Origin of the sequence: Anoxybacillus mongoliensis (assembly GCF_014201515.1) — a bacterium.
Lineage (GTDB): Bacteria > Bacillota > Bacilli > Bacillales > Anoxybacillaceae > Anoxybacillus > Anoxybacillus mongoliensis.
This window is the reverse complement of the sequence record NZ_JACHEQ010000002.1, coordinates 1-22,269: the sequence shown is the minus strand read 5'-3', so window position 1 is coordinate 22,269 and position 22,269 is coordinate 1. Positions and strand designations below refer to the sequence as shown.

Sequence of the window (22,269 nt, the reverse complement as noted above, 5' to 3'; positions counted from 1 at the left end):
GGATGTTTTATTTCCTATAATGGGAGGGGATATAGTTAAGCTACTAAATTAACAATATAACAAATTTAACACTATGTCAATAGTGAAAAAGGGTGCGAATAAAAAAATGTTAGAAAAAATGAGAAATAAACGTTTATCGTATGCACAATATATGGAATTGGCATTATATGATGAACAGTATGGATATTATATGAGAAGAAAAGAAAAAATTGGACGTGAAGGAGATTTTATTACAACGAGCAACGTAGGACATATCGTTGGGCATGTATTCGCGAATGTGTTTATTCGTTTCATAGAAACATATGATGTTCCGCCGCTTATATGTGAAATCGGCGGAGGGACAGGTCGATTTGCTTATGCTGTTTTAGAACAATGGAAACGTCAATCGCCACAAACGTTTTCACAAGGACAATATATAATTGTTGAAACAAGTCCATATCATCGAGAAAAACAAGCGGAAATACTCGCTCCGTTTATGGATCACGTACGTATCATCTCTAGTTTTACTGAACTTTCTTCTCCTTTTTCTGGTATTGTATGTAGTAACGAATTATTTGATGCGTTTCCTGTTCATGTCATTGAGAAAAGAAACGGTCAAATATATGAATGTTTCGTTGTAGTAGAAGCCGATCAGCTTGTTGAACAACGTTATGTACTTGAAAACGAGGAGATCGTTCACTATTTAGAAGAGCGAGACATTCAGCTCGCTGATGGTCAACGATTTGAAATTCCGTTAGCGATGAAAAAATTTATCTTTCAGCTTGATCAAGCGCTTGAGCAGGCGATTATTTTTACGGTCGATTATGGATATACAGATGAAGAATGGAAACATCCGGAACGAAAACAAGGCAGCTTGCGTGGTTATTATCGTCATCAGTTTATTGATAATCCGCTTCGTTATCCAGGGGAGATGGATATCACTACGCATATTCAATGGGATGCGTTACGGTTTTACGGAGAACAAGCAGGATGGACATTTACTCATTTATGGCGCCAAGATGAATTTTTATTGCAGGCGGGCATCTTGAATCATTTGATCGCTCATCATGATCCGAATCCGTTTTCCGAACAACATCGCCACAATCGTGCCATTCGCTCGCTAGTGATGAGTGATATCGGCAGAGCGTTTCAAGTAATGGTGCAACAAAAGAATATGAATATTCCTATTTTTACATAAAAAAGCGATGAGTGCATCTCATCGCTTTTTATTCGCCCATGCCAGGAACCATCATAAATGTTGTCCAGTACGTAAATCCGGCAAAAAAGACCGTTAAGTACGCACCGAAAATGTAAATGTACATTCTTTCCGTTAATTTTAAGTAGCTTAACAAAAGAAAGAATCCTGTTTGGCCGAGGAACAATAATGACGTTGTATGCATATGGCCAAGGTAGAACATGACAGCGAAAATCCCTGTCCAAAATGACAAGACGCGGAACATACGATCCATATGTATCCCTCCTTTTCTGACCGTTTCCCTTACTTATTATAATGTAATTGAAATGGTTGTGTAAACGTTCTATTTTTTAAGAATGGCTTGATACGTGCACGAATTACATCCTGACGGCATAATTTCTTCTGTCACAAGTTCAGCGTTTGTAAATAACACTTCTAGCATTCCTTTTAAAAAGGCGTTATGCATATAGCAAACCGAGTCTGGATGCGTAAAAGCAAGCTCTTTAAACGGGCAGTTGAAAATTTCAAAATAAATTTTCCCTTGATTTTCACTGTAATGGAATGTCGGATAAAATCCAGCGGCTTCGGCTGCTTTTTGTAAAATATTCATTTTTTCTTCTATGCTTAACTGCTCAAGTGCTTGCATCGATTGAACGTGTTGTTGTACAAGTTCTTGTCCGAATAGCTTTCCTGTTTCATACAACGCTTGTTTCCCTGCGTCTCCAAGTTTCATCATCGCTTGGATAGCGATTTTTGATAACAGTTGGTAATCGCGAAATGGAAAATGAAGTTGGATGACATCGTCGGACAGGCGGTATAGTCGGCTCGGTCTTCCACCTTTTCCTGTTTTTTTCGTTTCGGATACAAGCATATTTACATCTTCTAGCTTCGTTAAATGAAGACGAGCAACGTTCGGATGAATATGAAAAGCATCAGCGATTTCTTGAACGGTTACTTCTTGATGTTTTCGGGCGATATACTGATAAATGTCGTAACGAGTCGGATCGGCAAGGACGCTTGTAATTTTTAATACTTGATCCATTATGTCTCACTCCTATAGATTCATTCATTTACATTATAATACATGTATTTTCACAATGGAAATGCATATATACAACTTTATTCCTATCTTTTTGTAACGTTCACAAAGTTTTAAAACAAATTACTGTACAAATATTAAACAAAAGTTATACAATATGTGTAACAGGGGTGAAGAAAGGAGTGTGTTGTTATGCTTACTGTATACATGTATCCAAGTTGTACATCGTGTCGAAAAACAAAAAAGTGGTTATGTACAAACAATATTGAATTTCATGAGCGTCATTTATTTCGTGAAACACCGACGCGCGAAGAACTATTACATTTGTTATCGCTAACAACGGAAGGAATCGATGAAATTTTAGCTACCCGCAGCCAGTCATTTAAGCAACTTGGTGAAAATGTTGAAGAGTGGCCTTTATCAAAGGTCGTTGAGTTGCTTGTGAAAGAACCTCGTCTTCTTCGTCGTCCGATCGTCACCGATGGCAAACGGCTCGTTGTCGGCTATAATCCGTCAGCGTTAAAAAACATCGCAAAAAAATATCGGCGTATTTGTGTCTCGTAACGTTCACCCTATGGGTGAATATTTTTTTTGAATTTTTTACGAAAGAAGAAGGAATTTGACGAAAAATGTTGAATAATGAAGGCGAAAAATAAAGAAAGGAGGATGGCATTGCAAACAATCGAGCAGTTGGCGGATCGACTAATTGAAGACGCTTACGTTCTTCAAGCTTCTGACATTCATATCGTTCCGCGTAAGCAAGATGCGCTTATTCAATTTCGATTAGGAGGGATGCTCGTTACAAAACATGTGTTATCAAAACAGACGTGTGAACGTTTGCTTGCACACTTTAAATTTCTGGCTGATATGGATATTGGTGAACGTCGCCGTCCACAAAGCGGAGCGATGGAAATGAACGTTGCCCACACCACTGTACATCTTCGTTTGTCAACATTGCCTACCATTTATGACGAAAGTTTAGTCATTCGCTTGCTTCCGTTACACTCATTTCTTCCGCTCAACCAACTCGCGCTATTTCCTTCAACAGTAAAAAAGTTGCTCGCGTTATTAAATTATTCCCATGGGCTTATTATTTTCACAGGGCCAACAGGATCTGGTAAAACGACGACGTTATACAGTTTGTTAAATGTATGTCGCCATCATTTTCAACGAAATGTCATTACATTAGAAGATCCGGTTGAAAAGCGAGCGGAAGACGTGTTGCAAGTACAAGTTAATGAAAAAGCTGGGATTACGTATGCTGCAGGGTTAAAAGCAATTTTACGACACGATCCAGATGTAATTATGGTAGGAGAAATTCGTGATGCTGAAACTGCGCGAATTGCTGTGCGTGCTGCATTAACGGGACATCTTGTCTTGACGACGATGCATACGAAAGATGCTGTTGGAGCCATTTATCGTCTTCTTGAGTTGGGTGTACCATTTCAAGAGATGGCGCAAACGCTAGTCGCTGTGACAGCCCAACGTCTTGTGCAACTGAAATGCCCGTTCTGTGTAGGAGAATGCTCGTCATTTTGCCGACAGTATCGACCTGTTCGCCGAGTCGGTGTTTATGAATTACTATACGGAAGTGAACTGGCGCAAGCGATGCGAGCAGCAAAAGGAGAGCAAGCGACATACGTGTACACTCGGCTAAAAGATGTCATGAAAAAAGGCATTGCGCTCGGTTTTTTACATGAGAGTGTTATTGAAAGTTGGTTGTTAGATGAAGCGACGTTGTAATTGGTCGTTACAAGAGCAAAGTTCGTTTTTCATTCAATTAGGGAAATTGCTTAGTAAAGGATATTCGCTTGCTCAAGCCATTGAGTTTTTACAAATTCAACAACCTGCAGCAAAACAAAGAGATTTAGATGATTGCATCCATGCATTGCGGGCTGGTGTACCAATTCATGAAGCTTTTTCACGTATGCAATTTCATCCCCATCTTTTAGGATATGTGTTTTTTGCTGAACAACACGGTCAACTTGCTCACGGATTCATTGAAGCAGGGGAAATCGGACAGATGAGGACACGTTACGTCGAACAAGTGAAGCGGATGTTGCGCTACCCGTTGTTTCTCTTTAGCTTCTGTATGATAATGTTTTTCATATTTCAGCAAGTGTTAGCTCCGCAGTTTTCTCATCTTCTTTCTTCGTTTCATGCTCGCTCTGCTTTTTCTACCTTCATTTTTTCTGTTGCTGTATGGCTTCCTCGTATATTTTCTATTGTGCTCATGATGTCCATTTTGTTCGGAATGTTTTACTTTTTTTTCCTTCGATCATGGCCTATTCATAAAAAAATGAATATGCTTATGAAAATTCCACTCGTGCGCTCATGGGTCGTTTCCTTCCATACACAAGTATTTTCTTTGCAATTAAGTCATTTGTTAAAGGGTGGGTTATCTATTTATGAGGCGTTACAAATTTTTGAACACCAATCCCACCTTCCGTTACTGAAAGAGGAAGCGAAAATCATGAAACAGCAGTTATGTGCAGGCGAAAAGTTAGATGAAATCGTTCAGCAACGGAAGTATTATGAACAAGAACTACCTTTCGTCATTCGTCACGGTCAGTCAAATGGGGAATTAGTTCAAGAATTATTTCATTATAGCCAGTTTTCATTACAAAAACTCGAAACTCGTCTAAAAAAAATTGTATATATTACTCAACCACTGTTGCTTAGTTTTATCGGAATTTTCGTTATCCTTATGTATATGGCTATGCTGTGGCCTATTTTTCAATTGTTAAATCACATATAAATGGAGAGATGTATATGCGAAATGAGAGAGGATTTACATTAATTGAAATGTTAATTGTGTTAATGGTGATCACGATTTTAATTTTAATTACAATCCCAAATGTGACAAAACATAACAGCATGATTAACAATAAAGGATGTTCAGCGTTCATCAAAATGGTTCAGTCTCAAGTGAAAGCATATGAAATGGAGCATGGAACGATTCCGACTATACAACAGCTAGTAGATGAGAAATATATTGAAACCAACCGTTGTCCGAACGGAAAAACGATCGTCATTACAAATGAAGGGAACGTTTTAGAGAGTGAATGAACGAGGATTTACGCTCGTAGAAATGTTAATCGTTCTTTTTATTGTGACAACCATCACGATTTTCACTGTTCCACCACTTCAACAAGTGTTAGCTGAACGACAACTACAATATTTTTTAGAACAGTTTAGTAACGATATGTTATATGCGCAACAGTATGCCATCAGTCGAAAAAAGACGGTAGCTATTATGTTTTATTTTGACACGTGTCGCTATCAAATAAGAGAAGGAGGAACGTTTGGAAAGGAACTGATCGCTCGTTCCTTTCCATCTCCTTTTCAGTTTCAAATGGCTACACTATCTCCGCCATTGTTTTATTATCCAAATGGTAATATCAATAAGGCAGGAACATTGTTTATCACATATGATGGAAAAAAATATAAGATAGTTTTTCAATTAGGGAAAGGGCGATTATATGTACAAAAATTGTAACGGTTTTACGTTCTTTGAATTGCTCGTTTCACTTAGTTTGTGGAGTGGTTTGATCGTCATGATCGTCGCTCATTGGACAATGATTGTGATAGAACGAGAAAACAAAAAAGTAGAGACGATCGCTAATCAAATGTTATATGAGGCAATGATGAACGAGCGCATTGAAAACGAAACGGTCATTGTACGAGGTGCACATACATTTTCGTTGTTTATACGTTCAAATAAACAATGTGTTCGATGGGAAGATAGGTTGAAACGAACAAAAGAAAGATGTGAGCCATTGTTGCAATGATGCAAAAGCAAAAAGGATTTACGTTAGTTGAAGTACTCATGTCGCTTACCGTTTTCTTTATCATTTTATTTTTATTGACAACATCTTTCCAGTTAGCTTCGAATTATACTGTAAAGCATGGAAACTTTCGTTATTTTGAATGGCTTGTTTTTATTCAACAAGCAAAAATTGAGCTAAGGGAATCGAAGGATGTTCGTATATACGGGACGACGATTCAATTCGATAAATGGGCAGGTGAACGTGTGACGTATGAAAAGTATGGAACGATTATTCGGCGGCGTGTGAATGCTACCGGTCATGAAATCATGCTTCAATCCATTCAACAAGTATCATATGAAAGAGAACAAACAGGCATTCGTATTCGTGTATTAACAGATAAAGGAGACTCATATGAAGCGTTTATCCCGTTTTTCCGTTAACATGAAAAATGAACGAGGCGTTATTTTTCCGTTTACCATTATGTGTGCATTATTGATTAGCGCTCTTTTTCTTCATTCTGTCACATTGTACAATACAGAAATACAGTTTTTTGAAGAGGAAAAGAAATGGTATGAAGCAGATTACTTAATGAAGCAAACGCTCATGTATGTGAAACAAGCGCTTGTCAACGCACCAGAAAACGTGTCATCATTAAGCCAAACAATTTTATTTGTTCATGGACAAGCAGCGTATCACGCAACACGAATCGGGTCTACTGTGTGGTCTGTAACCGTATCATGCGTAACGAATAGGCAGTTTCGTTATGACGTTCAATTTCAGTTTCATTCCTTAACAAACAGCATATCGGCATGGAAAGAACTGTATTAGAGAGGGGAGAGAACATGAAAGCGATTTACTTAACAGGATTTATGGGGGCAGGAAAGACGACAATTGGAAAACGATTAGGAGAAGTATTACAGCTACCTGTGATCGATACGGATGCATATATTGAACAACAAGTCGGAAAAACGATAGCGACCATTTTTGCAGAAGAGGGGGAAGAGGCGTTTCGTGCGTATGAGCGGGAAGTATTAAAGAAGCTCCCAACGGAACATATCGTCATCACAACAGGTGGCGGAATCGTTATTCAAGAAGAAAATCGGCAATTTATGCGCAAGCATGGAATCGTCATTTATTTACATTGTGAGCTCCATGAATTGTTTCGTCGCTTAATGGGTGACACAACCCGACCGTTACTGATGGAAAATAAAAAAAGTCAAATGAAACAGCTATTTGAACAGAGGCTTCCGTGGTATCATGAAGCCCATATAACAATTGATACAACAAATCGTACGGTTAATGACATCGTAGAAACCATCGTGTCGTTGCTTAAATCGTCCCGTTTTTGACGATACTAGTATCGAGGTGATGAACGATGGCAGGAAACGACTATGTGAAATTTATGACCGAACAAGTTGTGAAATATTTAGACCAACCGAAAGACGAACGGAAAAAACAAAGGCAACAAAAGAAGGAGTTTAAAAAACAACAAAAGCAACCGTTTTTATATCGTTGGTTCGGTGTCATTCCTTATGCGATTATCCTTTTATTTAAGCGAAAATAAGGCTTGTGTTAGCCTTATTTCGCTTGCAAATAAAATAATCCACCATTGATGACTGACATATGAATTCTCGGTTCATATCTTTGGCGCAATGCTTCTTTTTCTTTTTCATACTCCTCTTGTTTTTCTTCGATGCCCTCGTAAAAATGTTTCAGTAATGCTAATTCTTCTTCCCAACGAGTTCGTGCCTCATCCGCCCAATGATGCGTTTCAGATGCGACCAGACGTTCAACAAAGGCTTCGAGTCGCGCCAGTCCGCTGAGCGGTTTAATGAGCGGAGAAATGGTAAAGCAATAATCAGGTACTGTTGCTGTCCATTGCTTCTCTTTTAACATGCTGTAAAATGATTCAACAATCGTTCCACTAATGAGATGAATGCCTAATGATAGTAGGCGATCTTGTTTCCGATCGCACTCATATGAAAGCAGTATGTTCGTATGAAGCCATGGATGAAGAGCGACTGATCGTTCGGATACTTGTTCATACAGGCGAATGAATCGCCCGTTCATTTTAGCAATCGAAAAAATTTGGTGAAGCCGTGGTGAACCAAAATGAATATATTCTCCTTCTTTCGTAGCTGATGGTTTCGTAATAAGTGATAATTGCAATGGTTCGCCTACGGCACCGATGCGTTCCACGTAATGCCAATAAAATGGACGATTCATTAATTGTTTATCCATTGCGGCGGTGAGTTGAACGCGTATATGTCCGTCGCTGCGTTCTAAAATATGGCAATGGGTAGCTGTAAAAAAACGTTCGAGAAAAGATTGGATATCATGTTGCTGCATGAGCACTATCCTCCATGTTTGTAAAAATCTCCACAAAATTTTGCATTTTGATTTTCAGTTCTCCTTCACTTTTCGACTGAGCAATTATGCGTTCTAAATGGCTTGAAAATGCGGGGGATTGTAGCTTCATTAAAATATCATCCAGTTCACCGACGACCCGTTCAAACAGACGAATTTTTTCATACAGTAACGTAAATATATGTTCTTCGACCGTATTGCGCACGACAAAATTATAAATGTGGACATCTTTCGTTTGTCCGAGACGATGAACGCGTCCGATTCGCTGTTCTAGACGCATAGGATTCCAAGGCAAATCGTAGTTAATGACGTGATTGCAAAATTGTAAGTTAATCCCTTCCCCCCCTGCTTCTGTGGCAATCAACACTTGTGCGCGATGTTGAAATAGTTCTTTCATCCAATCTTTTTTGCTTCTTTTAAATCCGCCGCGGAACGGTACGGAAGAGATGCCATGCTGTTTAAAAAACCATTGCAAATATAACTGTGTGGCACGATATTCTGTAAATACAATAACTTTATCGTTTATTGTTTGAATGAGCTCTAACGCTTTTTTCGCTTTTGTATGTTCGGTGATGTCATTCATTATTTGTAACAATGCACCAATTGTTGCTTCAATATGAGGTTGGCGTTCAAGCATATTTTTTAACGTGCAAAAAAGAGCCTCTTTGCTGCTACATATTTCACGTAATAACGTCATATGTGACAGCGACGTATCTAACGAAGGAGGCTTGAACTGCCGAATCGTTTCATATACATTTCGCTCAGCTTCCGAAAAATCAATGAAAATCGTTTGAACGTGTCGATTTGTCCATTCAATTCCTGTATCGTGGCGACGATGACGAATCATCACTTTGCGAATGAGCTCTTTTAAATGGACGTCATCGTGTAATGTACGCAATTTCCCGTATCTTTTTTGAAATTGTTCGGCATTTCCTAAATGTCCCGGTTTCAGTAGGGAAACGAGATGAAAAATTTCTTCGACACGATTTTGAATGGGCGTTGCTGTTAATAGTAAACAAAACTTTTTTTTCAGCCCTTGAACAAATTCATAATTTTTCGTTTTATTGTTTTTCAACTTGTGTGCTTCATCAATAATAACGATGTCGTATGCTTGGTTACAAATGATGTCCCGATGTGGTTGTTTTTTCGCGGTATCTATCGATGAAACGACAACATCGCACTGCTCCCACACGTAACTTTTCTTTTGGGCAACAGCAGGAATAAAAAATTTTTCATTTAATTCTTGCACCCATTGTGAAACGAGAGAAGCTGGAACGAGAATAAGCGCTTTTTTCACGAGCCCACGAATCATATATTCTTTTAAAATCAATCCCGCTTCAATCGTTTTTCCTAGCCCGACTTCATCAGCTAAAATGGCTTTTCCATTCATTTGTTCGATCACTTGACGGGCAACGTCGTATTGATGAGGTAAAATAGTGATATGTGGCAAATGTTTTGGCGCTTGTAACCCATCAAATTGAGGGATGGTTAACGCTTTCGTTGCTGCAAGCGCTAATTCATACAGCTCCCAGTTTGACCACGGACCGTCACGTTCGATACGTGTGGCAAATTCATCCTTCCAACTTCTCTCCCAATGCATTGTGACGTTCATAGAGTATCCCTCATTTTCCGAACATTTTTAGTTAAAACGAAATGAATTTACGTATTTTATTTATAAAAAGGTATTGCGACAAATGGGAAGTTATAAGATAATAAAAAACGTAAGAAAGTTTGTAAAATTGTTTCATTATATGTTTACATGTAGTGTGGCACAAGAACGACAATTGTATACGGGCGGATGAGAACAAGGGGAGAGACTACGAGATGTAGCGCCGAAGGAGCAAGTGGCAACACGAATCTCTCAGGCAAAAGAACTCTTGTTTGACGCGGCTCTGGAGAGCGTTCACAGACGTGAACCACCCACGAGGACACCTATTCAATATAGGGAAACTTTCAGGTGAAAGGACAGAGACTACCATATGACAATATGGGAGTCGTCTGTCTTTTTTTATGAACAAGGAGGGAAGCATATGTTACAAAGAACGCCGCTATTTCCTCTGTATGCAGAGTACGGCGCAAAAACGATTGATTTCGGCGGTTGGGAGTTGCCTGTGCAATTTTCTAGCATCAAAGAAGAACATGAAGCTGTACGGACGCGCGCAGGATTGTTTGATGTGTCCCATATGGGTGAGTTTGAGATCAAAGGAAAAGATAGTCTTGCTTTTTTACAAAAAATGATGACAAACGATGTCGCCAAATTAACAGATGGTCGCGCTCAATATACGCTCATGTGTTACGAAGATGGCGGAACAATTGATGATTTGTTAATTTATAAAAAAGCAGACGACCATTATTTGCTTGTCGTAAATGCTGCAAATATTGAAAAGGATTTTGCTTGGCTATGTGAGCATGTCGTCGGTGATGTCGAGCTAGTCAATGTGTCAAACGATATCGCACAACTAGCACTGCAAGGACCACTTGCGGAAAAAGTGTTACAGTCATTGACAACCATCGATTTATCTGCAATCAAATTTTTTGCTTTTGTCGATCACGTGGATGTCGCTGGAGTTCAAGCGCTCGTGTCGCGGACAGGATATACAGGAGAAGACGGATTCGAGTTATATTGTCGTGCAGAAGATGCTCAAAAGCTTTGGCGGGCAATTTTAGAGGCAGGAAAAGAAGATGGAGTGCTTCCGTGCGGGCTTGGTGCGCGCGATACACTTCGTTTTGAAGCATGCTTGCCGCTTTACGGGCAAGAGTTGTCCAAAGACATTACGCCAATCGAAGCAGGGCTTGCATTTGCGGTCAAAACGAATAAAGATGTCGACTTTTTCGGAAAAGAAGTGTTGAGAAAACAAAAAGAAGAAGGAGCGCCACGGAAGCTTGTCGGAATCGAAATGATCGACAAGGGCATTCCACGTCACGGATATGCCGTATATCGAAACGATGAGCAAGTTGGAGTTGTCACGACCGGGACACAATCACCGACGCTCAAAAAGAATATTGGATTGGCGCTTATTTCTACTGCGTTTTCGGTACTTGATACAGAAGTAGAAGTAGATGTTCGTGGGAAGCGATTAAAAGCGAAAGTGGTGGCAACACCGTTTTATAAGCGCACAAAATAATGTGAGGAGAGAGAGTCATGCTTCATCGTTATTTGCCGATGACAGAAGAAGATAAGCAACAAATGTTACAAACGATCGGGGTACAATCGATTGATGAACTGTTTTCTGACATTCCAGAAAGCGTTCGTTTTCAAGGGGAGTACAACATTAAACGAGCAAAATCAGAACCGGAGTTAATGAAAGAGTTGATGGCACTAGCGGCAAAAAATGCGGATATGAAGACACACACGTCGTTTTTAGGAGCGGGGGTGTACGATCATTACATTCCGACGATCGTTGACCATGTCATTTCACGCTCGGAATTTTATACTGCATATACACCGTATCAACCGGAAATTTCGCAAGGAGAACTGCAAGCTATTTTCGAATTTCAAACGATGATTTGTGAATTAACAGGCATGGATGTGGCGAATTCATCGATGTATGACGGTGGAACAGCGCTAGCAGAAGCAGCGTTGTTAAGCGCAGCGCATACGAAAAAGAAAAAGGTGCTATTATCAAATGCGGTGCATCCCGAATATCGCGACGTGGTGAAAACGTACGCAAAAGGTCCCGGGCTTGAAATCGTAGAAATCCCGTATAAAAACGGCGTGACGGATGTTGATGCATTGCAAAAAGAGATGGATGAACATGTCGCATGCGTTATTGTGCAATATCCAAACTTTTTCGGACAAATCGAGCCGCTAAAAGAGATTGAGCCAATTGCTCATGCGCATAAAGGAATGTTCGTTGTCGCAAGCAATCCGCTCGCGTTAGGGGTATTAACACCGCCAGGACAGTGTGGTGCAGATATCGTTGTTGGTGACGCTCAACCATTTGGTATTCCAATGCAATTTGGCGGTCCGCATTGTGGTTATTTTGCGGTCAAATCGGCACTTATGCGTAAAATTCCAGGACGTCTTGTCGGACAAACGACGGACGAAGAAGGCCGCCGTGGCTTCGTCTTAACATTACAGGCGCGCGAGCAACACATTCGCCGTGACAAAGCGACATCAAATATTTGCTCTAACCAAGCGTTAAACGCCCTTGCTGCATCGGTCGCAATGACAGCGCTCGGCAAAAATGGCGTAAGAGAAATGGCAACGATGAATATTCAAAAAGCACACTATGCAAAAGAGGCGTTTGCCAACAACGGTTTTCATGTCGTATTTACAGGTCCGTTTTTCAACGAGTTTGTCGTTCGTATGAACAAACCGGTAGCGGAAGTAAATAAAAAGTTACTAGAAAAAGAAATCATTGGCGGATACGATCTCGGGCGTGATTATCCAGAACTACAAAACTGTATGTTAATTGCGGTGACGGAATTACGCACGAAAGAAGAAATCGACACGCTTGTGAAAGAATTGGGGGATTGTCATGCATAAAGACCAACCACTTATTTTTGAACTAAGCAAGCCGGGGCGAATCGGATATAGTTTGCCGGAATTAGACGTGCCAGCTATCGATGTTGCACAAGTCATCCCAACCGACTACATTCGAAAAGAAGCACCAGAACTCCCAGAAGTGTCGGAGCTTGACATTATGCGCCATTATACAGCGCTATCGAAGCGCAATCACGGGGTCGATTCGGGCTTCTATCCGCTTGGATCTTGCACAATGAAATACAATCCGAAAATAAACGAAAACGTTGCTCGTTTTGCTGGATTTGCCCACATTCATCCACTTCAGCCAGAAGAAACGGTGCAAGGGGCGCTTGAATTAATGTATGACTTACAAGAGCATTTAAAAGAAATTACCGGCATGGATGCAGTGACGTTACAGCCAGCTGCTGGTGCGCATGGGGAATGGACAGGGCTCATGATGATTCGCGCCTATCATGAAGCGAATGGCGACTACAATCGAACGAAAGTGATCGTTCCAGATACAGCGCATGGAACAAATCCAGCGTCGGCAACGGTGGCAGGTTTTGAGACGGTGACGGTGAAATCGACAGAAGAAGGGCTTGTCGATTTAGACGATTTACGCCGCGTCGTTGGTCCAGATACGGCAGCGCTTATGCTTACAAACCCAAATACGCTCGGTCTTTTTGAAGAAAACATTTTAGAAATGGCAGAAATCGTGCATAGTGCAGGAGGAAAGCTGTACTATGACGGCGCGAATTTAAATGCGGTGTTAAGTAAAGCACGCCCTGGCGATATGGGCTTTGACGTCGTTCATTTAAATCTTCATAAAACGTTTACTGGTCCGCACGGTGGCGGTGGCCCTGGTTCAGGTCCTGTCGGCGTGAAGGCGGATCTCATTCCGTTTTTACCGAAGCCGACGGTGGAAAAGGGAGAAAACGGTTACTATTTCGACTATGACAGACCGCAAGCGATCGGGCGTGTCAAGCCGTTTTATGGCAACTTCGGCATTAATGTTCGCGCGTACACGTATATTCGTTCGATGGGTCCAGATGGCTTAAAAGCAGTGACAGAATATGCAGTGCTAAATGCTAACTACATGATGCGTCGCTTAGCGGAATATTACGACTTACCATACAACCGTCATTGTAAACATGAATTTGTGTTATCAGGAAAGCGACAAAAGAAATTAGGAGTGCGTACGCTCGATATTGCAAAGCGTCTACTTGATTTCGGCTACCATCCGCCAACGATCTACTTCCCATTAATCGTTGAAGAATGTATGATGATCGAGCCGACGGAAACCGAGTCAAAAGAAACGCTCGATGCGTTCATTGACGCGATGATTCAAATTGCGAAAGAAGCGGAGGAAACGCCGGAAATCGTTCAAGAAGCGCCGCATACAACGGTCGTGAGGCGCTTAGATGAAACGACGGCTGCTCGCAAACCGATTTTGCGTTATCAAAAATAAACAGGGTGCCAGGCGTTTTTGCTTGGCACCTTATTTTTTCTTCACTTTCCCTGTCCACATTTTAAATCCGCCTTTTAAGTGGTATAAGTCTCGATAGCCGTTGCGATACAACATTTGTGCAGCGCGACCGCTACGTATTCCACTTTGGCAATATAAGTAAATCGGTTGATCTTTGCGCAACTCTTTCATGCGCAAACGTAATTGTGAAAGCGGGATGTTACGTGCTCCTAAAATGTGACCAGCAGCGTATTCATCTGGTTCGCGAACATCGATGAGCTGTGCTTTGCGATAACCTGCACGGAACTCTTCTTCCGTCAACGTTTGAACGACTCGTTTCTGGTAAAAGTATGTAATGACCGCGTACACAATAATTGCCCCGAGAATAATAAGAGCTATTGTCATGGTGTCCCTCCTTTTTTCATCGTTGCCATGTCTATTATATAAATGTTTTAGGCAAGAAGCAAAGCATTTTCCATTGACTTATTGTGTTTGCTACACTATAAAATGATAGAGGAAAGGGTGGGGTAGATGGAAAAAGAAGTATGGCGTTTTATTGACTCAGGCAATTGTTCCCCAGCGTTTAATATGGCGCTTGATGAAGCGTTGTTAGAATGGCATAGCGAAGGAAAAATTCCACCAACCATTCGTTTTTATGGTTGGAATCCACCAACGCTTTCGATTGGTTATTTTCAAAAAGTCGAAAAAGAAATTGATATGGAAGCGGTCAAAAAGTATGGTCTTGGTTTTGTGAGACGTCCAACCGGTGGACGCGGTGTGCTTCATGATCAAGAGTTGACGTATAGCGTTATCGTGTCTGAATCGCATCCAGCTATGCCTCAAACGGTGACGGAAGCGTATCGTGTCATTTCGCAAGGCATTTTAGAAGGATTTCGTTTTCTCGGGCTTGATGCGTATTTTGCAGTGCCAAAAACAGAAGAAGAAAAAGCAGATTTAAAAAATCCGCGCTCCGCTGTTTGTTTTGATGCACCGTCTTGGTATGAGCTCGTTGTCGAAGGAAGAAAAGTGGCAGGAAGCGCCCAAACGCGACAAAAAGGAGTCATTTTACAGCATGGCTCGATTTTATTAGACTTAGATGAAGAGATGCTTTTTCGTTTATTTAAGTATCCGAACGAACGAGTAAAAGAGCGGTTACGACAAAATTTTAAAAATAAGGCGGTCGCAATAAATGAATTAACCGATCGAAAAGTGACGATCGATGAGGCGAAAGAGGCGTTTTTCAAAGGATTTGAAAAAGGTTTAAACATTCAACTTGAACGATATGAATTAACAGACGATGAGCTTTTTTACGTTCAGCAGCTAGTGAAAAACAAATACGAAACGGATGAATGGAATTTCAAACGGTAAATTTTTCTCTTGACAAATAAAAAATGCTTGACTTAATTATCAATATGTAGTATGAGTTTTACAAAAAATCATACTACATATTGATTTTTTTGTTGATTATTGTTGTCGATATATGGTAGTTTAATGTAGTAAGATTATGTTGGTAGAGGAGAGGTAAAAAATGACGGTTGCGTTTTCTGAAAAAATGACGGTGAATGTGGATAAGTTGAATAAAGACATTCGCCTGTTTCCACAAGTGCACCCGATTACTCCTGAGATGCACATTACATATAAGGGTGTGTCGCGTTTAGTGATGCTTGATCGCTATTCGTTTAAAGATACGGAAAAGTTGACGTTAAGCGTTGGAGACTTTGTCGTTTTAACTGTAAAGGAAGATCCGAAGTTTCCAGCGCGTGGACTTGGATTTATCGTTGAGTTGGACTGGGAAAATAAAAAAGCACACGTGCTTGTTGAAGAAGAATATCGTCATGTGTTGGAAGGAGAGGAAGCGAAAACAGGCATTGTTGTTCGTTCCCTCGATGTCATTGAAAAGCCACTTGAAATTTTTTATGAGCAAATTGCAAAGCGGAACGCAACCGGACTAGCCGCTGTGGAGCAAACAGAAGAAAAACGACAAGAGTGGTTTGAAAAGTTTTATGAACAGCTCGTCAGCCTTAATTTTGTTCCAGCTGGACGCGTATTGTATGGGGCAGGTTCTGGGACAGAAGTAACGTACTTTAACTGCTACGTCATGCCATTTGTGAAAGACTCACGTGAAGGCATTTCTGAACACCGAAAACAAGTGATGGAAATTATGAGCCGCGGTGGCGGTGTCGGAACGAACGGTTCTACCCTTCGCCCACGCAATACGCTCGCGCGCGGAGTGAACGGAAAATCGTCCGGATCAGTGTCATGGCTTGACGACATTGCAAAACTGACCCATCTTGTCGAACAAGGTGGTTCGCGCCGTGGCGCTCAAATGATTATGCTAGCCGATTGGCATCCGGACATTATTGAATTCATTATTTCCAAAATGCAAAATCCGCGCATTTTGCGCTATTTGCTGGAAAATACAGAAGATGAAGGCATTCAAAAAGCAGCGAAAGAGAAATTAAAGTTTACCCCGCTCACCGAGCAAGAGCGCGCGATGTATCAAGGGATCGTTAATTACAAAAACATCCCAGGTTACGGCGGTTTCACGGAAAAAATAATTCAAGAGGCAGAAGAAAAGTTGCGAACAGGTGGCACGTATAGTGTGCACAACCCAGACTTTTTAACAGGGGCGAACATTTCTGTTTGTTTAACGAAAGAGTTTATGGAAGCGGTAGAAAAAGATGAAGAGTATGAATTGCGCTTTCCAGATGTTGAAACGTATTCAGAAGAAGAAATGCGCATCTACAACGAAAAATGGCATGAAGTTGGCGATGTGCGCGAATGGGAGAAAATGGGCTATCGCGTTCGTGTTTATCGAAAAATTCGTGCGCGCGAGCTATGGAAGCTCATTAACATTTGCGCAACGTATTCCGCAGAACCAGGCATTTTCTTTATCGACAACGCCAACGACATGACGAATGCCAGAGCGTACGGACAAAAAGTAGTTGCAACAAATCCGTGTGGTGAACAACCACTCGCACCTTATTCTGTGTGCAATTTAGCTGCGATTAATTTGGCGAATATGGTCGATAAAGAAAAGAAAGTTGTCGATTATGAAAAATTAAAGCGGACGGTTGAAGTCGGTGTCCGCATGCAAGATAACGTTATTGATGCAACCCCATACTTCCTTGAGGAAAATAAAAAGCAAGCGCTTGGGGAGCGCCGCGTCGGTCTTGGCGTCATGGGACTAGCGGATCTGCTTATTTATTGTGAAAAAGAGTACGGCTCCGAAGAAGGCAATCAGTTAGTGGACGAGCTGTTTCAAACAATCGCGACAACAGCGTATCGTGCGTCGATTGAGCTTGCGAAAGAAAAGGGAAGCTTTCCGTTTTTAGTTGGCGAAACGGAAGAAGAAACGATGAAATTGCGTGAAGCGTTTATTCACACCGGTTATATGAAAAAAATGCCGGACGATATTCGACAAGATATTTTAACATACGGCATTCGCAACTCGCATTTGCTGACCGTGGCTCCGACGGGTAAGTAGTTGCCCCCTGTATTTGTAAAAATACAGTGAAAACTCGGCTATATGCGGGGAAATCTGGCGTATCTCTTGCTACCTGTGCCTTGCCAGCACATGAAAGAGGTAAAAATGCAAGAGTGTTGGATTATCCTACCAGACAATCCGCAGGGAAGTCGTGGCTGACCCCTCAACGACTATACGCCGAGCAACCAAATCTCGTGACAGGAACATCTGTTCTGTTTTATAATAATCATATTAGGACAGAAAAGGAGAGATGTTCCTGTGAAGAAAAAATGTCTTAATTGCGATGAAGAAATTTATGTAAAGCCTAGTCACTTTGAAAGAAAAAAGTTTTGTTCCCGATCTTGCAAAACAGAGTATCAAAAAAAGAATCCACCATTATTTTGGAAAAAGATGAGTAAAAAAGTTAAAGTTTTTTGCTCGTTTTGTGGAAGGGAAATGCTTCGAAAGCCTTCTATTATTCAAAAAAATAATTTTTGTAATAAACAATGTAGGAGAATGTATCTAATACAGAACGCCCATCAAATTAATCAACACTTGAGAAAACGTGTCGAAAAAATTTGTGAAACTTGCGGAAAAACGTTCGATGTCCCAGAAAATCGAAAATTAAGCGCAAAATATTGTTCGAGAACATGTCTAGGCAAAGCGAACGGGGAAAGAGGAAAAGCTCAATATAAAAAGCGAATTATTGTCACATGTAATAATTGTGGCAAAAAAATCGAGAAAAAACCTTCTGTTGTTAGAAATCTTAATTTCTGTTCTGTGCATTGCATGGGTGATTATTATGAAAGAACTAGGATGTTCTCTGGAGAAAACAATGGTGCTTGGGCAGGAGGAGATATAGAATATTATGGGCCAAACTGGAGAGCTCAGCGCAGGAAGGCTAGGGAACGTGATAATTTTACTTGTCAAGATTGTGGAATAACAGAAGCTGAATATGGACGTGAATTATCAGTTCATCACATTATACCATTTAGGGCTTTCAACGGTGATTGGAAAAAGGCGAATGAATTATCTAATTTAATTACCTTATGTGAGTATCCTTGTCATCGCAAAAGACATTCACAGGAGATTTGGTTGAAGATATAGTCTGACCCATATGGCGACATATGGAGCGGGTAGCAATATCGTACCTGCCTTCTGTCCAATATGTATGGATAGAAGTAACATAAGTGAGTACCGGAACCATGATCGGCGTGTCCACAGGACTTGAACCATATTTCTCTTTCTCTTATTATCGAAGCGGCCGTCTCGGCAAGTTTATTGAAGTGAAGGCGGATATCGTTCAAGAATATTTAGATAAACATCCAGAAGCGGATCCGAACAACTTGCCGCATTGGTTTGTAACGGCGATGGATTTATCGCCAGAAGCGCATGCCGATGTGCAATGTATCATTCAACGTTGGGTTGACTCTAGCCTTTCGAAAACGGTGAATGCACCTCGCGGCTATACGGTCGAGCAAGTGCAAAAAGTGTACGAACGGTTATGGAGAGGTGGCGCAAAAGGGGGTACAGTATATGTCGATGGTAGCCGCGATGCGCAAGTGTTGACATTAAAAGCGGAAGAAAATGCAGTCGAAGAACAGCTTGAATTAATTCCAGAAGAACCGAAAAAACGAACCGTTGCTCTCGTTGAAACGATTCCAGATTTACGGGCGACAGACGTTACGATCGGATCGGAAGTCGGCAACATTTGTCCGGTATGCCGCGAAGGAACGGTCGAAGAAATCGGCGGCTGCAACACGTGCACAAGTTGCGGTGCGCAATTAAAATGTGGTTTGTGATGGAAAAATGGAAAAAGGAACGGGAAAATCTCCGTTCCTTTTCATTATGAATGATAACAAAAATTGTATTTCATCACCTCATAACAATCAAACATACTAACATTGAGGTGATTGTATGAAGCCGTTTATTCCGCAACTTGTTTATTTTGAGCCAGAAGCGCTCCGTTATCCACTTGGCAAAGAGTTGTATGAGAAATTTAAACATATGCATATTGACATTCGCGAAACGACATCGCACAACCAAGTTCGCGGTATTCCAGGGGATAATGAACTGCAACAATATCGCAATGCAAAATCAACACTTGTTGTCGGTGTTCGCCGTACATTAAAGTTTGATACATCTAAACCGTCAGCAGAATATGCGATTCCGCTTGCGACAGGGTGCATGGGTCATTGTCATTATTGTTATTTACAAACAACGCTTGGAAGTAAGCCTTACATTCGTGTGTACGTCAATCTGGATGATATTTTTGCCCAAGCGAAAAAATATATTGATGAACGCGCTCCAGAAATTACGCGTTTTGAGGCTGCTTGTACGTCAGATATTGTCGGCATCGACCATTTGACGCATGCGTTAAAAAAAGCGATTGAATTTATTGGTACAACCGAATACGGCCGCCTTCGCTTTGTTACAAAGTATGAACATGTCGATCATTTGCTTGATGCGAAACATAACGGAAAAACACGTTTTCGCTTTAGCGTCAATTCACGGTATGTCATTCAAAATTTTGAACCGGGGACGTCTTCATTTGATGGGCGGTTGGAGGCAGCACGAAAAGTGGCACGTGCTGGCTATCCACTCGGCTTTATCGTTGCACCCATTTATATGCATAACGGATGGGAAGAAGGATATTTTGAGCTATTTGAACGATTACATGCGAATTTACAAGACATCGACTTAACGGGTGTAACGTTTGAACTAATTCAACATCGCTTCACAAAACCAGCGAAAACAGTCATTCAAAAACGGTATCCGAAGACGAAACTCGATCTTGATGAGACAAAACGAAAATATAAATGGGGACGATACGGTATTGGGAAATATGTGTATCGAGATGAAGAAGCCAATCGGCTGAATGACACGATTCGTTCCTATATTGCACAATTTTTTCCCGAGGCAACGATTGAATATTTTACGTAAATAGTTGTCATGCTTGGTAAACATGTTATAATCATAATGATTGCGGATGTTTGTTTAGGAGGGACATATATGCCAACACCAAGCATGGAAGATTATATTGAACAAATTTATATATTGATCGAAGAAAAAGGATACGCTCGTGTATCGGATATTGCCGAAGCGTTATCTGTTCATCCCTCCTCTGTGACAAAAATGGTTCAAAAGCTTGATAAAGACGAATATTTAGTATATGAAAAATACCGAGGGCTTGTACTTACTCCGAAAGGAAAAAAAATCGGTAAGCGACTTGTGTATCGCCATGAGCTACTGGAACAATTTATGCGTCTCATTGGTGTAGACGAAGAAAACATTTATCGCGATGTTGAGGGAATCGAACATCATTTAAGTTGGAATGCGATTGACCGTATTGGTGACTTAGTTCAATATTTTGAAGAAGATCGGTCACGTCTTGAAGCGCTTCGCAACATTCAAAAGCAAAACGAGCAAGAACAGGCATAAACGCTTGTTCTTTTTGTTTTTTTATGCTCAATTTCTCCCGTTCTTCATACATATATGGCGAGGGAGGGAAGGGCATGGAGATTGACGGTGTATTTTCAGGCGGAGGTGTCAAAGGTTTCGCGTTAATCGGAGCATACGAGGCCATCGAGGAAAAAGGTTTTCGCTTTAAACGGCTCGCTGGTACGAGCGCAGGGGCGCTTATTGCGTCGTTTATTGCATCGGGATTTACAAGCAAGGAAATCATAGACATGATGGACGATATGAATTTAATGGATTTTCTCGATGAGCGACGTACGATCATTCCGTATGCGTGGTTAAAATGGCTTTTACTTTATTGGAAAATGGGGTTGTATAAAGGGGAAAAGCTTGAACAATGGATAGCTGAACAGCTCAGCAAAAAGGGAGTGTGTACATTTGCAGATTTGCCACATGAACGATTGCGAGTGATTGCTTCTGATTTAACAAATGGAACGATGCTTATTTTGCCAGATGATTTACCGAAATACGGCATTGATCCTCTTCGCTTTCCGGTCGCAAAAGCGGTCAGAATGAGCGTCGGCATCCCTTATTTTTTTGAGCCTGTACGGCTAAAGACAGACGAAGGGAAGCATATTGTTGTTGATGGCGGCTTACTAAGCAATTTTCCGATTTTTTTATTTGATGAAGAACGGAAAAAGCGACCTGTTCTAGGCATCAAATTAAGCGCAAGACAAGCGCAAAAAGCAAAAAAGAAAATTAATAATGCCATTGAGTTGTATGAAGCGTTGTTTCAAACGATGCGCGAGGCGCACGATGAACGATACATTTCACGCCGTCATGAGAAAAACATTATTTTTCTCCCGGTCAAACATATTGTTGCCACAGATTTTTCAATGACCGATGAAGAGAAAAAGGAGCTTATTTCGTTTGGAAAAGAGCGGACAGAACAATTTTTAAAAACGTGGACGTATTAAAAGAAAAAATCGGGCTAAAAAGAAGCCCGATTCAGACTGTTGACAAAATGGTTGTAAGACAGTTGTTTTACAACCATTTTGTTCCATTTTGGTATTTGTTTTGCTTGATGAACTGACGAAAATAAC

General features: G+C 40.9%; 24 protein-coding genes, 2 pseudogenes and 1 riboswitch. Of the genes and pseudogenes, 21 read left to right on the top strand and 5 right to left on the bottom strand.

Annotation, left to right across the window (positions count from 1 at the left end):
* Nucleotides 1-73: 73 nt before the first annotated feature.
* Complete coding sequence (locus HNR43_RS02110) at nt 74-1,177, top strand: class I SAM-dependent methyltransferase (protein ID WP_183240829.1); 1,104 nt, start codon at nt 74-76, stop codon at nt 1,175-1,177.
* A gap of 28 nt (nt 1,178-1,205) precedes the next feature.
* Here HNR43_RS02110 and HNR43_RS02105 read toward each other — a convergent pair whose 3' ends face one another.
* Both HNR43_RS02105 and HNR43_RS02100 read right to left on the bottom strand, forming a co-directional pair.
* Entirely contained in the window at nt 1,206-1,448 is a 243-nt protein-coding gene (locus HNR43_RS02105; RefSeq protein ID WP_004889537.1) for a DUF2626 domain-containing protein, read from the bottom strand.
* A 69-nt stretch (nt 1,449-1,517) separates the two neighbouring features.
* Nucleotides 1,518-2,216, bottom strand: coding sequence for a helix-turn-helix transcriptional regulator (locus HNR43_RS02100; protein ID WP_183240827.1), 699 nt, complete (start codon nt 2,214-2,216; stop codon nt 1,518-1,520).
* Nucleotides 2,217-2,405: 189 nt separating this feature from the next.
* Between HNR43_RS02100 and HNR43_RS02095 the strand changes: the two genes are divergently transcribed.
* From HNR43_RS02095 to HNR43_RS02050, 10 genes are all read left to right on the top strand, one after another.
* On the top strand, nt 2,406-2,777 hold the full coding sequence (locus tag HNR43_RS02095) for a Spx/MgsR family RNA polymerase-binding regulatory protein (RefSeq protein WP_183240824.1): 372 nt from the start codon (nt 2,406-2,408) through the stop codon (nt 2,775-2,777).
* A 108-nt stretch (nt 2,778-2,885) separates the two neighbouring features.
* Entirely contained in the window at nt 2,886-3,956 is a 1,071-nt protein-coding gene (comGA, locus tag HNR43_RS02090) for a competence type IV pilus ATPase ComGA (RefSeq protein WP_183241367.1), read from the top strand.
* A complete protein-coding gene (gene comGB, locus HNR43_RS02085) occupies nt 3,940-4,971 on the top strand; it encodes a competence type IV pilus assembly protein ComGB (RefSeq protein WP_183240822.1) in 1,032 nt (343 codons plus the stop codon). Before comGA ends, comGB begins: the two co-directional genes overlap by 17 nt.
* Before the next feature lie 8 nt (nt 4,972-4,979).
* A complete protein-coding gene (comGC, locus tag HNR43_RS02080; protein ID WP_281380310.1) occupies nt 4,980-5,282 on the top strand; it encodes a competence type IV pilus major pilin ComGC in 303 nt (100 codons plus the stop codon).
* Nucleotides 5,275-5,712 (top strand): competence type IV pilus minor pilin ComGD, encoded by a 438-nt coding sequence (gene comGD / locus HNR43_RS02075; RefSeq protein WP_183240817.1) that lies wholly within the window; start codon nt 5,275-5,277, stop codon nt 5,710-5,712. The genes comGC and comGD overlap by 8 nt, the downstream gene beginning before the upstream one ends.
* On the top strand, nt 5,696-6,004 hold the full coding sequence (gene comGE / locus HNR43_RS02070; RefSeq protein ID WP_183240815.1) for a competence type IV pilus minor pilin ComGE: 309 nt from the start codon (nt 5,696-5,698) through the stop codon (nt 6,002-6,004). The genes comGD and comGE overlap by 17 nt, the downstream gene beginning before the upstream one ends.
* Nucleotides 6,001-6,423, top strand: a complete 423-nt coding sequence (gene comGF / locus HNR43_RS02065) for a competence type IV pilus minor pilin ComGF (RefSeq protein ID WP_183240813.1) — start codon at nt 6,001-6,003, stop codon at nt 6,421-6,423. Before comGE ends, comGF begins: the two co-directional genes overlap by 4 nt.
* Nucleotides 6,395-6,811, top strand: coding sequence for a competence type IV pilus minor pilin ComGG (gene comGG / locus HNR43_RS02060; RefSeq protein ID WP_183240810.1), 417 nt, complete (start codon nt 6,395-6,397; stop codon nt 6,809-6,811). Before comGF ends, comGG begins: the two co-directional genes overlap by 29 nt.
* Before the next feature lie 14 nt (nt 6,812-6,825).
* Nucleotides 6,826-7,332: a shikimate kinase gene (locus HNR43_RS02055; RefSeq protein ID WP_183240808.1), complete on the top strand. Its 507-nt coding sequence runs from the start codon at nt 6,826-6,828 to the stop codon at nt 7,330-7,332.
* 26 nt (nt 7,333-7,358) lie between these two features.
* Nucleotides 7,359-7,547: a YqzE family protein gene (locus HNR43_RS02050; RefSeq protein ID WP_055440955.1), complete on the top strand. Its 189-nt coding sequence runs from the start codon at nt 7,359-7,361 to the stop codon at nt 7,545-7,547.
* A gap of 14 nt (nt 7,548-7,561) precedes the next feature.
* Here the strand turns inward: HNR43_RS02050 and HNR43_RS02045 are convergent, their stop codons facing one another.
* Both HNR43_RS02045 and HNR43_RS02040 read right to left on the bottom strand, forming a co-directional pair.
* Nucleotides 7,562-8,332, bottom strand: coding sequence for a YqhG family protein (locus HNR43_RS02045; RefSeq protein WP_183240806.1), 771 nt, complete (start codon nt 8,330-8,332; stop codon nt 7,562-7,564).
* Nucleotides 8,319-9,962, bottom strand: a complete 1,644-nt coding sequence (locus HNR43_RS02040; protein ID WP_183240803.1) for a DEAD/DEAH box helicase — start codon at nt 9,960-9,962, stop codon at nt 8,319-8,321. The genes HNR43_RS02045 and HNR43_RS02040 overlap by 14 nt, the downstream gene beginning before the upstream one ends.
* Before the next feature lie 186 nt (nt 9,963-10,148).
* Nucleotides 10,149-10,237: riboswitch (glycine riboswitch) on the top strand.
* A 143-nt stretch (nt 10,238-10,380) separates the two neighbouring features.
* Here HNR43_RS02040 and gcvT point away from each other — a divergent pair.
* Genes gcvT through gcvPB form a run of 3 tightly spaced genes read left to right on the top strand, consistent with a single transcriptional unit; the run spans nt 10,381 to nt 14,286 of the window.
* Complete coding sequence (gcvT, locus tag HNR43_RS02035) at nt 10,381-11,475, top strand: glycine cleavage system aminomethyltransferase GcvT (protein ID WP_183240802.1); 1,095 nt, start codon at nt 10,381-10,383, stop codon at nt 11,473-11,475.
* A gap of 17 nt (nt 11,476-11,492) precedes the next feature.
* Nucleotides 11,493-12,839: an aminomethyl-transferring glycine dehydrogenase subunit GcvPA gene (gene gcvPA / locus HNR43_RS02030; protein ID WP_183240801.1), complete on the top strand. Its 1,347-nt coding sequence runs from the start codon at nt 11,493-11,495 to the stop codon at nt 12,837-12,839.
* The gene (gcvPB, locus tag HNR43_RS02025; protein WP_183240799.1) at nt 12,832-14,286 is read left to right on the top strand and encodes an aminomethyl-transferring glycine dehydrogenase subunit GcvPB; all 1,455 of its coding nucleotides are present in this window, start codon (nt 12,832-12,834) and stop codon (nt 14,284-14,286) included. Before gcvPA ends, gcvPB begins: the two co-directional genes overlap by 8 nt.
* Nucleotides 14,287-14,316: 30 nt before the next feature.
* On the opposite strand, the gene HNR43_RS02020 is transcribed toward gcvPB, so the two are convergent.
* Nucleotides 14,317-14,688 (bottom strand): rhodanese-like domain-containing protein, encoded by a 372-nt coding sequence (locus HNR43_RS02020; protein ID WP_183240797.1) that lies wholly within the window; start codon nt 14,686-14,688, stop codon nt 14,317-14,319.
* A gap of 126 nt (nt 14,689-14,814) precedes the next feature.
* Between HNR43_RS02020 and HNR43_RS02015 the strand changes: the two genes are divergently transcribed.
* The 7 genes and pseudogenes from HNR43_RS02015 to HNR43_RS01985 all read left to right on the top strand — a co-directional run bounded on the left by HNR43_RS02015 (nt 14,815) and on the right by HNR43_RS01985 (nt 22,143).
* On the top strand, nt 14,815-15,651 hold the full coding sequence (locus HNR43_RS02015) for a lipoate--protein ligase family protein (protein WP_183240794.1): 837 nt from the start codon (nt 14,815-14,817) through the stop codon (nt 15,649-15,651).
* A 160-nt stretch (nt 15,652-15,811) separates the two neighbouring features.
* Nucleotides 15,812-17,764 (top strand): annotated as a pseudogene (locus HNR43_RS02010) (vitamin B12-dependent ribonucleotide reductase); the annotation flags it as partial.
* Nucleotides 17,765-18,028: 264 nt separating this feature from the next.
* Nucleotides 18,029-18,856, top strand: a complete 828-nt coding sequence (locus HNR43_RS14325) for an HNH endonuclease (RefSeq protein WP_343055702.1) — start codon at nt 18,029-18,031, stop codon at nt 18,854-18,856.
* 86 nt (nt 18,857-18,942) lie between these two features.
* Nucleotides 18,943-19,551 (top strand): annotated as a pseudogene (locus tag HNR43_RS02000) (vitamin B12-dependent ribonucleotide reductase); the annotation flags it as partial.
* 115 nt (nt 19,552-19,666) lie between these two features.
* A complete protein-coding gene (splB, locus tag HNR43_RS01995) occupies nt 19,667-20,692 on the top strand; it encodes a spore photoproduct lyase (RefSeq protein WP_183240792.1) in 1,026 nt (341 codons plus the stop codon).
* Between the two features lie 69 nt (nt 20,693-20,761).
* The gene (mntR, locus tag HNR43_RS01990; protein ID WP_009373920.1) at nt 20,762-21,190 is read left to right on the top strand and encodes a transcriptional regulator MntR; all 429 of its coding nucleotides are present in this window, start codon (nt 20,762-20,764) and stop codon (nt 21,188-21,190) included.
* Nucleotides 21,191-21,264: 74 nt separating this feature from the next.
* Nucleotides 21,265-22,143, top strand: a complete 879-nt coding sequence (locus tag HNR43_RS01985) for a patatin-like phospholipase family protein (protein WP_183240790.1) — start codon at nt 21,265-21,267, stop codon at nt 22,141-22,143.
* Nucleotides 22,144-22,269 lie beyond the last annotated feature (126 nt).

Excerpts from the sequence above, each read along its gene's own strand:
- HNR43_RS02050 (WP_055440955.1), top strand. The coding sequence starts at position 7,359 with ATGGCAGGAAACGACTATGTGAAATTTATGACCGAACAAGTTGTGAAA.
- gcvPA (WP_183240801.1), top strand. The coding sequence starts at position 11,493 with ATGCTTCATCGTTATTTGCCGATGACAGAAGAAGATAAGCAACAAATG.
- HNR43_RS02105 (WP_004889537.1), bottom strand. The coding sequence starts at position 1,448 with ATGGATCGTATGTTCCGCGTCTTGTCATTTTGGACAGGGATTTTCGCT.
- comGE (WP_183240815.1), top strand. The coding sequence starts at position 5,696 with ATGTACAAAAATTGTAACGGTTTTACGTTCTTTGAATTGCTCGTTTCA.
- comGF (WP_183240813.1), top strand. The coding sequence starts at position 6,001 with ATGATGCAAAAGCAAAAAGGATTTACGTTAGTTGAAGTACTCATGTCG.
- comGB (WP_183240822.1), top strand. The coding sequence starts at position 3,940 with ATGAAGCGACGTTGTAATTGGTCGTTACAAGAGCAAAGTTCGTTTTTC.
- HNR43_RS02020 (WP_183240797.1), bottom strand. The coding sequence starts at position 14,688 with ATGACAATAGCTCTTATTATTCTCGGGGCAATTATTGTGTACGCGGTC.
- HNR43_RS02055 (WP_183240808.1), top strand. The coding sequence starts at position 6,826 with ATGAAAGCGATTTACTTAACAGGATTTATGGGGGCAGGAAAGACGACA.
- splB (WP_183240792.1), top strand. The coding sequence starts at position 19,667 with ATGAAGCCGTTTATTCCGCAACTTGTTTATTTTGAGCCAGAAGCGCTC.
- gcvT (WP_183240802.1), top strand. The coding sequence starts at position 10,381 with ATGTTACAAAGAACGCCGCTATTTCCTCTGTATGCAGAGTACGGCGCA.
- HNR43_RS02100 (WP_183240827.1), bottom strand. The coding sequence starts at position 2,216 with ATGGATCAAGTATTAAAAATTACAAGCGTCCTTGCCGATCCGACTCGT.
- gcvPB (WP_183240799.1), top strand. The coding sequence starts at position 12,832 with ATGCATAAAGACCAACCACTTATTTTTGAACTAAGCAAGCCGGGGCGA.
- HNR43_RS02095 (WP_183240824.1), top strand. The coding sequence starts at position 2,406 with ATGCTTACTGTATACATGTATCCAAGTTGTACATCGTGTCGAAAAACA.
- HNR43_RS01985 (WP_183240790.1), top strand. The coding sequence starts at position 21,265 with ATGGAGATTGACGGTGTATTTTCAGGCGGAGGTGTCAAAGGTTTCGCG.
- HNR43_RS02015 (WP_183240794.1), top strand. The coding sequence starts at position 14,815 with ATGGAAAAAGAAGTATGGCGTTTTATTGACTCAGGCAATTGTTCCCCA.
- mntR (WP_009373920.1), top strand. The coding sequence starts at position 20,762 with ATGCCAACACCAAGCATGGAAGATTATATTGAACAAATTTATATATTG.
- HNR43_RS02110 (WP_183240829.1), top strand. The coding sequence starts at position 74 with ATGTCAATAGTGAAAAAGGGTGCGAATAAAAAAATGTTAGAAAAAATG.
- comGC (WP_281380310.1), top strand. The coding sequence starts at position 4,980 with ATGTATATGCGAAATGAGAGAGGATTTACATTAATTGAAATGTTAATT.
- HNR43_RS02040 (WP_183240803.1), bottom strand. The coding sequence starts at position 9,962 with ATGAACGTCACAATGCATTGGGAGAGAAGTTGGAAGGATGAATTTGCC.
- HNR43_RS02045 (WP_183240806.1), bottom strand. The coding sequence starts at position 8,332 with ATGCAGCAACATGATATCCAATCTTTTCTCGAACGTTTTTTTACAGCT.
- comGG (WP_183240810.1), top strand. The coding sequence starts at position 6,395 with ATGAAGCGTTTATCCCGTTTTTCCGTTAACATGAAAAATGAACGAGGC.